15 protein-coding genes are annotated in these 15,528 nt (G+C 34.7%); 13 read left to right on the top strand and 2 right to left on the bottom strand.

All coding sequences use genetic code 11. The features are described from left to right. Positions 1 to 142: 142 nt before the first annotated feature. Positions 143 to 1,843, bottom strand: a complete 1,701-nt coding sequence (locus tag OZP12_RS11410) for a putative transporter (RefSeq protein ID WP_281225117.1) — start codon at positions 1,841 to 1,843, stop codon at positions 143 to 145. A 289-nt stretch (positions 1,844 to 2,132) separates the two neighbouring features. Here OZP12_RS11410 and pckA point away from each other — a divergent pair, with 289 nt between their 5' ends. From pckA to OZP12_RS11345, 13 genes are all read left to right on the top strand, one after another. Continuing rightward, positions 2,133 to 3,752, top strand: a complete 1,620-nt coding sequence (gene pckA / locus OZP12_RS11405; protein WP_281225115.1) for a phosphoenolpyruvate carboxykinase (ATP) — start codon at positions 2,133 to 2,135, stop codon at positions 3,750 to 3,752. Positions 3,753 to 4,173: 421 nt separating this feature from the next. After that, complete coding sequence (gene hisG / locus OZP12_RS11400) at positions 4,174 to 5,031, top strand: ATP phosphoribosyltransferase (RefSeq protein WP_281225114.1); 858 nt, start codon at positions 4,174 to 4,176, stop codon at positions 5,029 to 5,031. Positions 5,032 to 5,087: 56 nt separating this feature from the next. Then, a complete protein-coding gene (gene hisD / locus OZP12_RS11395) occupies positions 5,088 to 6,368 on the top strand; it encodes a histidinol dehydrogenase (RefSeq protein WP_281225113.1) in 1,281 nt (426 codons plus the stop codon). A 128-nt stretch (positions 6,369 to 6,496) separates the two neighbouring features. Next, the gene (hisC, locus tag OZP12_RS11390; protein ID WP_281225112.1) at positions 6,497 to 7,537 is read left to right on the top strand and encodes a histidinol-phosphate transaminase; all 1,041 of its coding nucleotides are present in this window, start codon (positions 6,497 to 6,499) and stop codon (positions 7,535 to 7,537) included. 22 nt (positions 7,538 to 7,559) lie between these two features. Continuing rightward, on the top strand, positions 7,560 to 7,982 hold the full coding sequence (locus OZP12_RS11385; protein ID WP_281225110.1) for a hypothetical protein: 423 nt from the start codon (positions 7,560 to 7,562) through the stop codon (positions 7,980 to 7,982). A gap of 41 nt (positions 7,983 to 8,023) precedes the next feature. Further along, a complete protein-coding gene (hisB, locus tag OZP12_RS11380; RefSeq protein ID WP_194641765.1) occupies positions 8,024 to 9,160 on the top strand; it encodes a bifunctional histidinol-phosphatase/imidazoleglycerol-phosphate dehydratase HisB in 1,137 nt (378 codons plus the stop codon). A gap of 11 nt (positions 9,161 to 9,171) precedes the next feature. Beyond that, a complete protein-coding gene (locus OZP12_RS11375; RefSeq protein ID WP_281225109.1) occupies positions 9,172 to 9,519 on the top strand; it encodes a nuclear transport factor 2 family protein in 348 nt (115 codons plus the stop codon). 5 nt (positions 9,520 to 9,524) lie between these two features. Continuing rightward, complete coding sequence (gene hisH / locus OZP12_RS11370; RefSeq protein WP_281225108.1) at positions 9,525 to 10,106, top strand: imidazole glycerol phosphate synthase subunit HisH; 582 nt, start codon at positions 9,525 to 9,527, stop codon at positions 10,104 to 10,106. 79 nt (positions 10,107 to 10,185) lie between these two features. Further along, entirely contained in the window at positions 10,186 to 10,911 is a 726-nt protein-coding gene (gene hisA, locus OZP12_RS11365) for a 1-(5-phosphoribosyl)-5-[(5-phosphoribosylamino)methylideneamino]imidazole-4-carboxamide isomerase (RefSeq protein WP_281225107.1), read from the top strand. Between the two features lie 148 nt (positions 10,912 to 11,059). Then, positions 11,060 to 11,422 carry a four helix bundle protein gene (locus OZP12_RS11360; protein WP_281225106.1) on the top strand — a complete coding sequence of 121 codons (363 nt, stop codon included), beginning with the start codon at positions 11,060 to 11,062 and terminating at the stop codon, positions 11,420 to 11,422. A gap of 56 nt (positions 11,423 to 11,478) precedes the next feature. Continuing rightward, positions 11,479 to 12,234: an imidazole glycerol phosphate synthase subunit HisF gene (gene hisF / locus OZP12_RS11355; RefSeq protein ID WP_281225105.1), complete on the top strand. Its 756-nt coding sequence runs from the start codon at positions 11,479 to 11,481 to the stop codon at positions 12,232 to 12,234. Positions 12,235 to 12,336: 102 nt separating this feature from the next. Beyond that, the gene (gene hisIE, locus OZP12_RS11350) at positions 12,337 to 12,933 is read left to right on the top strand and encodes a bifunctional phosphoribosyl-AMP cyclohydrolase/phosphoribosyl-ATP diphosphatase HisIE (RefSeq protein ID WP_281225104.1); all 597 of its coding nucleotides are present in this window, start codon (positions 12,337 to 12,339) and stop codon (positions 12,931 to 12,933) included. 165 nt (positions 12,934 to 13,098) lie between these two features. Continuing rightward, positions 13,099 to 14,757 (top strand): M1 family metallopeptidase, encoded by a 1,659-nt coding sequence (locus OZP12_RS11345; protein ID WP_281225103.1) that lies wholly within the window; start codon positions 13,099 to 13,101, stop codon positions 14,755 to 14,757. An 89-nt stretch (positions 14,758 to 14,846) separates the two neighbouring features. On the opposite strand, the gene OZP12_RS11340 is transcribed toward OZP12_RS11345, so the two are convergent. After that, positions 14,847 to 15,527 carry a 3-keto-disaccharide hydrolase gene (locus OZP12_RS11340; protein WP_281225101.1) on the bottom strand — a complete coding sequence of 227 codons (681 nt, stop codon included), beginning with the start codon at positions 15,525 to 15,527 and terminating at the stop codon, positions 14,847 to 14,849. Position 15,528: the final 1 nt, after the last annotated feature.

The raw sequence follows: 15,528 nt of genomic DNA, 5'->3' as shown, positions 1-15,528 counted from the left end.
TCGGGGCTAAAGAAGAACATTTGTATTTTTTAGAAGTAAAAAATCTGCGAAATCAGTGTGAAAAAATTAACACGCAGATTCCGCAGATTCTATTTTTTAGATAATCGAATAACAAAGAAATCAATTATCAAATTTCCCATCATCAACTCGCAAAAAGTAGAATAAGCAATTGAGCCACTAATATCCTACTGATAGTAACCAAAGGATAAACCGTAGCATACGATTGATTAGGAATATCCGAATCAAGGTATTTGGTACTAAAAGCCAAAGCAGCTGGATCAGTATAGGAACCACTCATAATTCCCACCATTTGATAAAAATTAAGTTTGAATACAAATCGGCTGATAAGAACCAAAATGACTAACGGTATAAAAGTGATGTAACAACCATAGTAAATCCACATCCAGCCGTCATTTGCAACGAAATTATCATAGAAACCATGACCGGCCTTAATCCCAACAGCAGCAAAGAAAAGACAAATCCCGAAATCTTTCATAAAATGAATCGCGCCGTTATTGATATATGAATGAATAACTCCAACACCGCCGTATCTACTGATAAATATTGCAGCCAAAAGTGGTCCGGCCGCCAATCCCAATTTTAATGGAACAGGTAGGGAAGGGATCATTATAGGGATGGAACCTATTATAACACCAAAAATCAACCCTCCGAACAAAGAAAGAAAATCAGGTTCCAAAAGTATTTTTTTAGAATTCCCAATGATTTTCTCAGCTTCAGCAATTCCTTCTTTGTTACCTACTACCATCAAAGTGTCGCCATAATAAAGTTCTAAAGAGGGCTGAGCTAAAATTTCCAACCCTGAACGAACTACACGAGTCACTTTTAATCCAAATTGGTTGTACAAATCCAATTGTGCCAATGTTTTATGAGTGGCTGTTTTTTTAGTGACACTCAATATTTTTGCTGTAACATCACCTTCAGATTCAATAAATAAATCTGTTGATACTTTACCCACAATATCAATAAACTTTGCAATATCTTTTTGTTTTGCAACTACCATCAAAACATCTTTTTCGGTTATGATGGATTCCAAAGAAGGCGAATAAACCACTTTTGATCCACTTCGTTTTTGTCTGGAAACAATCACGTCTTCGATATGGAATTCTTTATAGATCTGACGAATCGTTTTCCCAAAGACTTCGGGTTTGGTAACCCTACATTTTTCTCTGACAATTTTATTTTCGGAATCTTTATTTTTTTCATTGAGCAAAATAACTTCTTTGGATAAATCAATTTTCAATAAGTTTTTGGCCAAAATTATAATGAGTATGATTCCAAAAACTCCGATGGGATAAGTAATGGCATAAGCAATTGCAGGATCTGCAAAATGATCAGAAGGGAGGTTTAATTGTTTTTGAATTTCAATCAACGTTGATTTGGCTGCCCCCAAACCAGGTGTGTTTGTAACGGAACCAGACATTAATCCGACTGCATTTTCAATTTTCACATTTACAATCAAATGAATTAAATAAGCAATTATTCCACCCAAAAAAACAGTCCCAACTCCCAAAGCATTAAAAATCACTCCTTCCTTTTTGAAAGAAGAGAAAAAACTGGGACCAACCTGAATACCAATACCATAAACAAACAGAATCAAACCAAATTCCCTAACAAACTGAATTAATTCTGCATCCATGCTAAAACCCAAATGACCCAAAAAAAGGCCTACAAACATTACCGCTGAAACCCCAAGAGAGACATTCCCAAATTTGAGTTTTCCAACAAAAAAACCGACACTTACTGCCATAAACAATGCTATTAAGGACTGTGTCATCTCCGGGGTATCTGTCGGAGTAAATAATATTCTAAACCATTCAAACATATTGATATATTTTAACTGTGAATAATACAGTAAATGAATTAATTTTTTTAGTAATTTTATATGACAAAAATCAGATTTGTGTGATTTTACTTCATACAATTATATCGTTTCTCTAGCCAATTCATTTAAAGATAAAGGAATCCTGCAAACCCTTGTAAAACAAGGAAAAAAGACGAAAACGTTTGCGCAACTTTTCTTGCAAACATGATAAAAATCAGCTTTTTTTTTTATTTGTTAAAGTACTTTTGAAGTAGAAAAAACACAAAAAAACACATAAACAAAAAAAATCATGAAAAACATCAAAATTATTCAGGAATTGCACAATTTAGGAATCACAGGGTACCATGAAGTTGTATATAACCCTTCCTACGAAGAATTATTCCAAGCCGAAGTTTCTAATAAAAGAAAAGGATATGAAAAAGGGGCTTTGACAGATACAGGTGCAGTAGCTGTAAAAACTGGAGTTTTCACTGGTCGTTCACCAAAAGACAGATATATCGTAAAAGATACAGTTACAAGAGATACCATCTACTGGGATGACAAAGTAAACTTTCCAACAAGCCAAGCTATTTATGATGATTTAAAAGGATTAGTTCTAAAACAACTTTCTACTTCTCCAAAATTATACGTAGTTGATGCATTTTGCGGAACAAATCCTGACACAAGACTTAAAGTTCGTTTTGTAATGGAAGTGGCTTGGCAAGCACATTTTGTAACCAATATGTTCATCCGCCCTTCAAATTACGAATTGGAAAACTTTGGACAACCTGATTTCATTGTAATGAACGGTTCCAAAACTGTAAATCCAAACTGGAGAGAACAAGGATTAAACTCAGAAAACTTTGTGGTTTTCAATCTTACTGAAAGAATTCAGCTTATTGGAGGAACTTGGTATGGTGGTGAAATGAAAAAAGGAATGTTCTCCATGATGAACTATTATTTGCCTCTAAAAGGAATGGCTTCCATGCACTGTTCTGCTAACGTAGGTGAAAAAGGAGATGTTGCAGTATTCTTCGGACTTTCAGGAACTGGAAAAACTACACTTTCTGCCGATCCAAAAAGATTCTTGATTGGTGATGACGAGCATGGATGGGATGACCACGGCGTGTTCAACTATGAAGGAGGTTGTTATGCTAAAGTAATTGATTTATCTGAAGAAAACGAACCAGACATCTGGAGAGCTATCAAAAGAGATGCCTTATTAGAAAATGTAATTGTTGACGAATACGGTGAAATCGACTACTCCGATCACTCAATCACTGAAAACTCAAGAGTTTCATATCCAATTTACCATATCAATAAAATAGTGTTGCCGTCCAAAGCAGGACACGCGAGCAAAATCATTTATCTTTCTGCCGATGCATTTGGAGTATTGCCTCCGGTATCAATCTTAGACGAGGATCAAGCACAATACCACTTCTTATGCGGATACACTTCAAAATTAGCTGGTACAGAAAGAGGAATCACTGAACCGCTTCCATCATTCTCTCCTGCATTTGGTGAAGCTTTCTTAACATTGCACCCAACTATGTATTCTAAAACATTGATTGGAAAAATGAAAGAACACGGAGCTAAAGCTTACTTGGTAAACACAGGTTGGAACGGTACTGGAAAAAGAATCTCTCTTAAAAACACAAGAGCTATCATCGATGCAATCATCAGTGGTGAAATCGAAACTGCGGAAACTAAAACAATTCCATTCTTGAATTTGACAGTTCCAACAAAATTGCCAAATGTAAGCGCTGGAATCTTAGACCCAAGAGATACTTATAAAAACGAAGAAGAATGGGAACGCAAAGCAAAAGACCTATCTGCACGTTACATTCAAAATTTCGAACAATATACCGATACTGATGAAGGAAAACGTTTAGTTGCAGCTGGACCTACTTTGGAAGCTGTTCTAAATTAGTAGATTATTAATAATTATTTTAAGGTTGGTTGAACACCCATTAACAACTGCATAAAAAGCAGTTTTGGTGGGTGTTTCATATTTTAAGTTCAAAATTTCACCTGAAATCAATTCGCTTTCTAACAATTAATACGTTTTTTAATTTAACAAATAATTAGTGAAACGTTAAAATAAAAATTGGATTGTAATTAATTTATCCTCTATCTTTGCAAAAGAAACAAAGAGTTATCTAATTTTTTAAAGTTATGTTATCAATTCAATTGCATCATCATCATTCTCATTATTGCTCTCAAGCGATGTGTTAATGGTATGCGTGTAATTCACAATAATCTAAACCCGTTTGAGTACATCAAACGGGTTTTTTATTACCTAATTCTTTGTACTCAAACATTAATTTAAACTACAAACTAAAAAACAACAAATGAGTACACTTAAAATTGCAATCCAAAAATCGGGACGTTTAAACGAAGACAGCATTCAAATTCTAAAAGATTGTGGTATTTCCATAGACAATGGGAACGACCAATTGAAAGCCGAAGCTACTAATTTTCCTTTGGAAGTTTTATTCCTTAGAAATTCGGACATTCCACAATATTTAATTGATGGTGTTGTAGATGCTGCGATTGTTGGAGATAATCTTTTGGTTGAAAAAGGTAAAGGAATCGAAGTAGCACAAAAATTAGGATTTTCTAAATGCAAAGTGTCCGTAGCCGTTCCAAAAACTTTTGAATACAATTCGTTAAAAGATTTGGACGGATTGCGTATCGCCACTTCTTATCCTAATACAGTTGTGAATTATTTCGCTTCGAATGGAATGACGGTTGATATTCACCAAATTTCGGGATCGGTTGAAATTGCGCCAAATATTGGTCTTGCAGATGCTATTGTAGATATTGTATCCAGTGGTAGTACTTTGTTTAAAAACAACCTGAAAGAAGTTGAAGTTATCCTTAAAAGTGAAGCAGTTTTGGCTGTTTCCCCAAAAATAAGTGAAGAAAATCAAAAATTGATTGATACTTTAAAATTCCGAATCGAATCAGTTTTAAGAGCCCGTAAATCAAGATATATTTTGATGAACGTTCCAAATGATAAAATTGATGCGGTTGGAAAAATTCTTCCCGTTTTAAGAAGTTTAACTGTTTTGCCTCTAGCTCAGGAAGGATGGAGCAGTGTACACTCTGTAATTGACAAGGATACTTTTTGGGAAGTAATCGACAAACTGAAAGAGGCCGGAGCTGAGGGAATTTTAGTGTGTCCTATTGAAAAAATGGTATTGTAAAGTTTGATTTCAGAAGTTATAAATTAGAAATCATTACAATCAAAATCTTTAATAAAATGAACAAAATATATAACCCAAAACCAGAAACCTGGTCATCAATTTTAGAAAGGCCAACTAAAACAGTTGATGACATTGAAGCAACCGTAAAAGGGATTTTCAAGGAAGTACAATCCAAAGGGGATTTTGCAGTAGCAAAATATACTTCTCTTTTCGATGGGGTTTCTGTTCCTGATTTGGAAGTTTCACAAACCGAAATAGCCACGGCAATTGCAACTATTTCCAAAGAATTGAAAGAAGCCATTCAATTGGCAAAATCAAATATTGAAAAATTCCACGCTGCACAAAAAACAAATCGCGTAACTGTTGAAACAATTGAAGGTGTAAGCTGTTGGCAGGAAAAAAGACCAATCCAAAAAATTGGTTTATACATTCCCGGCGGAACTGCTCCTTTGTTTTCTACAGTGTTAATGCTTGCGGTACCGGCTAATCTTGCAGGTTGCAGCGAAATTGTATTATGTTCGCCTCCGGACAAAAATGGAAACATCAATCCAGCCATTTTATACGCTGCTTACTTATGCGGTGTGACCAAAATTCTGAAAGTGGGAGGAATTCAAGCTATTGCCGGAATGACTTTTGGTACTGTTAGTATTCCAAAAGTGTATAAAATATTTGGCCCAGGAAACCAATTTGTGACTGTTGCCAAACAATTAGCTACTCAATTCGGTGTTGCAATTGATATGCCGGCGGGGCCTTCAGAATTGTTGATTGTTGCCGATGATAGTGCCGTTCCTGCATTCGTTGCATCCGACTTACTTTCTCAAGCCGAGCATGGAACTGACAGTCAGGTAATTTTGGTTTCGACTTCAAAAACATTGATCGATGAGGTTGAAAAAGAAATCCAATCACAAATGGATGCTTTACCTCGAAAAGCTATCGCAGAAAAAGCTATCGCCAATTCCAAATTGATTTTTGTTGAAAATGATGCCATCGCTTTAGAATTAATCAATGAATACGGCCCTGAACATTTTATCATTTGTACCAAAGACGAAGCTTTCTATGTAGATAATATTGCCAACGCAGGTTCTGTTTTCATCGGAAACTACACTCCGGAAAGTGCAGGAGATTACGCATCAGGAACGAATCATACCTTGCCAACAAATGGTTATGCCAAAAATTACAGCGGTGTAAACCTTGATAGTTTTACCAAATCGATGACTTTCCAAAAAATATCCGAAAAAGGTATTCAAAACATTGGAAAAGCGATTGAAATAATGGCTGAAGCCGAGGGATTGCAAGCGCATAAAAATGCCGTAACATTGCGATTAAATAAAAAATAGAATTTTAAGAAAATAGAATAAAGAGCATAGATTTCAGAATAAAGACTTTAAAACAAAGAATTAACCACAAGCAAAAAAGTCTATTTTCTATACTCTATCATCTATTTTCTTTTTAAAAAATATAAAAAATGACTTTCGATATAAATACAATAACACGTGATAACGTTAAAGTTTTAAAGCCTTATTCGTCTGCAAGGGATGAATTTGAGGATTTTGATACCGCCGATATGGTTTTTTTGGATGCCAATGAAAATCCGTACAATAGCGGAGTAAACCGTTATCCCGACCCACAACAGGCTTCTGTAAAAAGTATTTTAGCAAAACAACACGGTGTAAGTCAAGACCAAATGCTTTTAGGAAACGGCAGTGACGAAGTGTTGGATTTGATTTTCAGAGCTTTTTGCGAACCAAAAGTGGATAATGTAATCTCTTTACCGCCCACTTACGGAATGTATGGTGTTTTGGCAAATATCAATGCGGTTGAGAATAGAGAAGTATTGCTTTCAACCGATTTTCAACCTCAAATTGAGAAAATTTTTCAAGCAGTTGACAACAACACCAAAATTATATTTTTATGTTCGCCAAATAACCCAACAGGAAATTCTTTTTCGGAAGAAAGTGTGACTGCATTATTGGAAAATTTTAAAAAGTTAATTGTGATTGATGAAGCGTATATAGATTTTTCAGACAAAGAAAGCTGGTTGAAAAAAATGGATCAATACCCAAATTTGATTATCACTCAAACGCTGTCAAAAGCTTATGGATTAGCAGGAATCCGTTTGGGAATTTGCTATGCTTCAAAAGAAATAATTGCTATTTTAAACAAAATAAAACCTCCTTATAACGTCAATGAACTGACGCAAAAAAGAGCTTTAGCACGACTGGATGATACCAACGCAATAAAACACGAAATAGCTTCTATTATTGAGCAAAGAGAAGAATTACTTAAAGTTTTACTTGACATAAAATATGTTGAAAAAATCTATCCGACTGAGGCTAATTTTATCTTGATAAAAGTGGATGACGCGAATAAAAGATACGATGATTTGATCGCCAAAGGAATCGTTATCCGTAATAGGACAACACAACCGTTATGTGAAAACACCTTACGTCTGACTATTGGAACCGAAGAAGAAAATAAAAAATTAATTGAAGCATTAAAAGCTTAAAAAATGAAGAAAATTTTATTAAATGACTATTAATAATAAATATATAGTTCTATTAAGTATAGTATGTTTCTTAATATCATTAAATCAGGCTGTTTTTTTTCATTCTCCAAATTACAGAGAGTATACTAAAGGGTGGGAAATTTTTGTTTTTGGATGGTTTGGGATTTTAAAAGGTAATATTATTTCAATTGCTTGGCTTGCTAATCCGATGCTAATAATGTCTTGGGTCAATTTTAAAAAAAATAAAATTACTTTAAAATATAGCGCCTTATCATTGTTTTTCTGTTTGTTTTTTGTTATTTATGATTTTTTTAAAAATGAAATTCAATTTTCAAATTACAATGAAGGATTTTATTTTTGGATTTCAAGTATATTAATTATGACCTTAGCCAATTTATATTTTATGAAACAAATAGTTAAAGAAAATAATAGAGTAATCCTATAAAAGAAAGAAATTAAATTAGCGTGAGCTAAAAATAAATAAAAATGAAGAAAGTACTTTTTATAGATCGTGACGGAACGATTGTATTGGAACCGGAAGGATATCAATTAGATAGTTTAGAAAAACTGGAATTTTACCCAAAAGCATTTCAGTATTTGGCAAAAATCGCCAAAGAAATGGATTACGAATTGGTTATGGTTACCAATCAGGATGGTTTGGGAACCGATAGTTTTCCGGAAGATACTTTTTGGCCAACACAAAACTTTATTTTAAGAGCTTTTGAAAACGAAGGAGTTCTTTTTGATGATATTTTTATAGATCGTTCTTTCCCTGAAGACAATGCGCCTACACGCAAGCCAAGAACCGGAATGTTGAAAAAATACATTGACAATCCTGAATACGATTTGGCCAACTCATTTGTTTTAGGCGATCGCATTACCGATGTGGAATTGGCTAAAAACCTAGGCGCAAAAGCTATTTTCCTGAAATCGGAAGATGATTTGGGAATCGCTGAAATCTCAAGCAAAAAAGAAGAATTAGACGAAATCATTGTCTTGCATTCTACCGATTGGAAAGTGATTTACGAGTTTTTAAAACTAGAAGCGCGTTCGGCATCGATTTCAAGAAAAACAAACGAGACAGATATTTACATCAACCTGAACTTGGACGGAACAGGAAAAAGCAAAATCGAAACGGGAATTGCCTTTTTTGACCACATGCTTGACCAAATTGCACGCCACGGACAAATGGACTTGGAGATTTTGGTAAAAGGCGACCTTGAAGTTGATGAACACCATACGATCGAAGACACAGCAATTGCTTTGGGAGAAGTTTTTGCGAAAGCTTTAGGAAACAAATTAGGAATTGAGCGTTATGGCTTCTGTTTGCCAATGGACGACTGCTTATCTCAAGTAGCGATTGATTTTGGTGGTAGAAACTGGCTGGTTTGGGAAACCGAATTCAAACGCGAAATGGTAGGTAAAATGCCAACGGAAATGTTTTATCATTTCTTTAAATCTTTCTCTGATGGAGCAAAAGCGAATATCAACATCAAAGCAGAGGGGACGAACGAACATCACAAAATCGAAGCTATTTTTAAAGCTTTTGCGAAAGCAATTAAAGTAGCCGTAAAACGTGATACCGAGAAAATGATTTTGCCTTCAACAAAAGGAATGCTTTAATACTACCAATTATGGATGCTCAAAAATTTGCTTCAGAATGGATTGAATCTTGGAATTCTCACGATTTAGATGATATTTTAAATCATTATTCAGAAGACATCGAAATTACTACTCCAATGATAAAATTGGCCGGAGGAATTGAAAGCGGTTCTCTTGTTGGAAAAGCCTTGGTTAAAGATTATTGGAATAAGGCTTTAACTAAATTTCCTGATTTACATTTTGAGCTGATTGAAATTACATCTGGCGTCAATTCAGTCGCTTTATATTACAAATCTATTATGGGAAAAATGGCAATTGAAGTTATGTTTTTCAATGATAAAGGATTGGTAAACAAAATGATAGCGCATTATACTAATTAAGAAAAATGAAAATAGTAATCATAAATTACGGAGCAGGAAATATCCAAAGCATTATGTTTGCCATCGAGAGATTGGGATTCAAAGCCGTTTTGAGTAATGATCCTGAGGAAATAAAAGCGGCAGACAAAGTGATTTTTCCCGGAGTGGGAGAGGCGAGTTATGCCATGATGATGCTCAAAAAAAGTGGATTAGACACTTTGATTCCGACGCTACAACAGCCTGTTTTGGGGATTTGTTTGGGAATGCAGTTGATGTGTAACCGTTCTGAAGAAGGAAACACAGAAGGTTTGGGAATCTTTGATGTAGATGTTATTAAATTTTCGCCAAAAGTAAAAGTGCCTCAAATGGGGTGGAATATCATTTACAACCTAAAATCGGATTTGTTCAAAGATGTGGCCGAAAAGGAATATATGTATTTGGTTCATAGTTTTTATGCGCCTATTTGCAAAGAAACCATTGCAACCACTGATTATGACGTTGAATATTCGTCGGCTCTGGAAAATAACAATTTCTACGGAACGCAATTTCACCCCGAAAAAAGCGGTGATGTTGGCGAGCAAATCCTTGGAAATTTCCTGAAGCTATAAATGGTAATGACAATATCAAAAATCAATTTCAATATCAAATCTGAAATCAGAAATCGTTAATCAAAAATCAAAAATCTCAATGAGAATAATACCTGCAATAGACATTATCGAAGGAAAATGTGTTCGCTTATCCAAAGGCGATTACAATACCAAAATCATATATAACGAAAACCCGCTGGAAGTAGCAAAATCATTCGAAGCGCACGGAATAGAATATTTGCATTTGGTAGATTTGGATGGTGCAAAATCAAGCAAGATTGTCAATTATAAAATATTGGAACAAATCGCCACGCAAACCAAATTGAAAATTGATTTTGGCGGAGGTTTAAAAGCCGATTCTGATTTGAAAATCGCTTTTGAAAGTGGTGCCAACCAAATCACAGGCGGAAGTATTGCCGTAAAAAACAGACCCATTTTCGAAAAATGGATTGCAGAATACGGTTCGGATAAAATCATTTTAGGAGCCGATGCCACTAATGAAAAAGTAGCGGTTTCAGGTTGGCTGGAAGATTCAAACGAAGATTTGGTTCCTTTTATACAAGATTATCAAAAGAAAGGAATTCAGTACGTAATTTGCACTGATATTGCCAAAGATGGAATGCTTGAAGGCCCAAGTTTTGATTTGTATGCTAAGATTTTAGATCAAGCGAAAGGTGTAAAATTAATCGCCTCCGGTGGAATTTCTACCTTTGATGAATTGCCTAAGCTAGCCGAATTAGGCTGTGAAGGAACCATCATTGGTAAAGCCATTTACGAAGGCAGAATTTCGTTGAAACAATTGGAAAGCTATATAATTCAAGGTTAGAAATAAGAAGTCAGAGGTTAGAAGTAAAAAAAAAGTTAGAGGTATGAAATCAGAGGTTAGAAGTGGTTGGAATCGAAAATCATTTTTTTCTAATTTCTAAATTAATTTTAATTTCGTATTTCGAACCTCTAATCTCTAACTTCAAATTATGCAGGATTTAAAAGCAAGAACTAAAAAATTCGCTATAGATTGTGGAAAGCTTTGCAGAAATTTTCCTCATTCACGAGAGTATAATGCCTATGTAAATCAATTGATAAGATGTTCAAGTTCTGTTGGGGCTAATTACAGAGCATCACAAAGAGGAAAATCAACAGCAGACTTCATCAACAAATTAAAAATAGTTGAAGAGGAAGCTGATGAAAGCCATTTTTTTATTGAACTTTTATTGGAATTATATGATTTAGAAGATCAAAACGTAAAAAATGAAATGATAAGATTATGCAAAGAAGCTAATGAATTGGTTGCAATAATAGTAGCTTCAATTAATACGGCAAAAAGTAAATTGAAGTAATTTTTTTAAAGGTCATGAATTTCTAAATTCTAACCTCTAATCTCAAACTTTAAATAATGTTAACAAAAAGAATAATTCCTTGTTTAGATATAAAAAACGGAAGAACCGTAAAAGGCGTTAATTTCGTAGATTTGCGTGATGCTGGTGATCCTGTGGAATTGGCAAAAATCTATTCGGATGAAGGAGCTGATGAATTGGTTTTTCTGGATATTTCGGCAACTGAGGAACGAAGAAGAACTCTGGTTGATTTGGTTCGAAAAGTAGCTGCAACTATCAACATTCCGTTTACGGTGGGTGGTGGAATTTCAGCAGTGAGTGACGTTGAAGTGCTTTTGCAAAACGGAGCAGACAAAGTTTCCATCAATTCATCGGCAGTGAAAAATCCACAGTTGATTAATGATTTGGCGCAAAAATTCGGAAGTCAATGTGTAGTAGTTGCAATTGATGCGAAGCAAATTGACGGTGAATGGATCGTGCATTTGGTAGGAGGAAAAGTTCCGACAGAAATCAAATTATTCGATTGGGCAAAAGAAGTGGAACAAAGAGGGGCAGGAGAAATCCTTTTTACTTCGATGGATCACGACGGAACCAAAAACGGTTTTGCCAATGAAGCTTTGGCAAAATTATCGCAATTGGTAAATATTCCAATAATCGCTTCTGGAGGTGCTGGAAATATGCAGCATTTCACTGATACTTTTATCGATGGAAAAGCAGACGCAGCTTTGGCGGCAAGTGTATTTCACTTCAAAGAAATCGAAATCAAAGAATTAAAAAAAGAACTTAAAAACAACAATATAGAAGTTAGAATATAGATAATAGAATAAAGAAAATAGACTACGAAGTGAACGTTATTTTATCAAACTTTTTGTCTATATTCTATTCTCTTTTTTCTTTTTTCTTCAAAAAAAATAAATATGAACATAGATATCAAAAGTGCACACGGGTTAATTCCGGCAATAATTCAGGATTCAGAAACCAAAAATGTCCTGATGTTGGGGTATATGAACGAAGAATCGCTTCAAAAAACAATAGAAACACAAAAAGTAACTTTCTTTAGCCGTTCCAAACAAAGACTTTGGACAAAAGGTGAGGAAAGCGGTAACTTCTTGAATTTGGTTAGCATTAAAAACGATTGTGATGGAGACACACTTTTGATTCAGGCAAAACCTGTTGGACCAACATGCCACACGGGAGCAGATACCTGCTGGCAAGAGCCTAATGAACAAGAATATGGTTTTATTTCGGCTTTGGAAAAAACCATCAAAACCCGAAGAGAAAATGCCGATTCAGAGAAAAGCTATGTAGCTTCTTTATTTGAAAAAGGAATCAACAAAATTGCCCAAAAAGTAGGGGAAGAAGCGGTAGAAGTAGTAATTGAAGCCAAAGACAACAACGATGATTTATTCTTGAACGAGAGTGCTGATTTGTTATTTCATTATTTGATTTTACTACAAGCAAAAGGTTATCAATTGAATGATATTGTCAACGTTTTGAAAAGCCGCCAAAAATAAGAATGGCACGCCGATAAAACGGATGAAACAGATTATCACTGATTTTTTTATTACAGCATAAAAAATAATTAAACCCAATGGCAATTAATTTTGCTATTGGGTTTGTTTTTTATTTGTGAAAAACTCAAAAAAAGTATGTAGTTTTGGTAAAAAATTACCAAATCCATGAAAAAAAATCTTAACCTTCTATTGATTTCTTTTTTAGTTTCTAATGGAATTCAGGCACAAGGACTACTGAACAAGTCGGAAACTCAATTTACCCGACAAGATTCCCTTAGAGGAAGTATTACCAAAGAAAGATCATGGTGGGATTTGAAATATTATGATCTGGACATAAAAGTCAACCCCGCAGACAGCACAATTACAGGTTCTAACACGATTCAATATAAAGTTTTACAGCCTTATGGCGTAATGCAAATTGATTTGCAAAATCCGATGGAAATTAGCAAAATCATTCAAGATGGAGTGGAGCAAAAATTCAAAAGAGAGGGTAATGCTTATTTTATAACATTGGCTAGTTCTCAAAATATTGGAGCAACGAAAGAAATCAAAATATTTTATCACGGTAAACCAAAGATTGCTGTTAGACCACCTTGGGATGGTGGAATTACCTGGAAAAAAGATAAAAACGGAAACAATTTCATAGCTTCTTCCTGCCAAGGATTAGGTGCTAGCGTTTGGTGGCCCAACAAAGACCATATGTATGATGAGGTTGACGGAATGAAAATCAGCGTGAATGTTCCCGGAAAATTAACCGATGTTTCCAATGGTCGTATTCAGAGTGTAAAAGATCTCAAAGACGGAACTAATACTTATACTTGGGTCGTAAAAAATCCAATAAACAACTATGGCGTAAACATCAATATTGGAGATTACGTTACTTTTTCGGAGAAATACAAAGGAGAAAAAGGCGATTTGAATTGTACTTATTATGTACTGAAGGATAATTTGGCCAAAGCCAAAGAACAATTCAAGCAGGTTCCAAAAATGCTAAAAGCTTTCGAGCATTGGTTCGGACCTTATCCATTTTATGAAGACAGCTATAAATTGGTCGAAACCCCTTATTTAGGTATGGAGCACCAAAGTTGTGTGACTTACGGAAACGGTTATAAAAATGGTTATCTCGGTCGTGATTTGAGCGGAACAGGCTGGGGACTGAAATTTGATTTTATCATTATTCACGAATCCGGACACGAATGGTTTGCCAACAATATTACCTACAAAGACATTGCCGACATGTGGATTCACGAAAGTTTCACTTGTTATTCTGAAAGTCTTTTTCTGGAGTATTATTACGGAAAAGAAGCAGGACTTGAATACGTTCGTGGTATTAGAAAAAATATTCAGAACGATAAACCAATCATTGGACATTATGATGTGAACAATGAAGGTTCAGGAGACATGTATTACAAAGGTGCCAATATGCTGAATACTTTACGCCAATTGGTGAATGATGATGCAAAATGGAGAAATATCCTGAGAGGTTTAAACAGTACTTTTTACCATCAGACGGTAACAACCAAGCAGATTGAAGATTATTTAAGCCAACAAATTGGAATGGATTTGAATACGTTTTTCAATCAATATTTGAGAGACATCCGAATACCAACTTTAGAATATACAATTCAAGATAATATTTTGAAATATCGTTGGACAAATATTGTTTCGGGTTTTGAAATGCCTGTAAAAGTCTCCCTTAACGGCAAAGAAGTTTTGCTAAAACCAAAAGCAGACTGGAACGAACTTACTAATGAATCAAAAATCGATAAACTAGAGATCAACAAAGATTTTTATGTTTTAGCTAGGGAAGTATCAAAACAATAAGTTTATTCTGAAATTCACAAAACAAAATAGCCTCTTTTCGAAGAGGCTATTTTGTTTAAGGATAAATCCAATTTTAACTGAGTTCAAATTTATTCTTTTTTAATCATAATGTTGCGATACCAAACTTCATTGCCGTGATCTTGCAAGGCAATTTTTCCTTTTTTGAAAGTTCCAAAACCAGGCCAGGTTGCAAATTTGCTTCCAGCAATCAATTTCTTAAAATTATCATCCCAAAGAGTTGTTTCAACAACGATAACAGCGTTCAAGATCAAGGTTAGTTTTCCTTTTTTACTAATGATTTCAGCAGTATTCCATTCTCCAACGGCTTTTACTGGCTCCGATTTACTTTTAATCAAATCGTATAAATCTCCCGAACGATGCTTTTCAATTTTTCCATCATGGTGTCCTTCATTGTCCAGAACCTGCATTTCTAAACCGGTATCGTAGGTGTTTTTATATTTTTCAGGATTCTCATTCACATAAAAAATAATACCACTGTTGGCATTTGGCGCCACTTTCCAATCCAGTTTTAGATGAAAATTTTCATATTCGGCATTAGTCACTAAATCGCCTCCCTGACCATTTTTGGCCGCTTCGGGATCAAAATGCAAAACACCTTTTTCAACTTTCCATCCCGCACCAGCCGAAGTTTTTCCGTAAGAATGCCAACCTACAGTAGTTTTTCCGTCAAACAATGGTTTGAAGCCCTTTTGTGCATGAATGCCTTGTCCTAAAGTGAATAAAAATGCAGCAACTATAACTTTTTTCATT

Source organism: Flavobacterium aquiphilum, from assembly GCF_027111335.1.
GTDB classification, from domain to species: Bacteria; Bacteroidota; Bacteroidia; order Flavobacteriales; family Flavobacteriaceae; genus Flavobacterium; species Flavobacterium aquiphilum.
The sequence above is the reverse complement of the archived record's forward strand: the minus strand, read 5'-3'. Positions and strand labels throughout refer to the sequence as shown.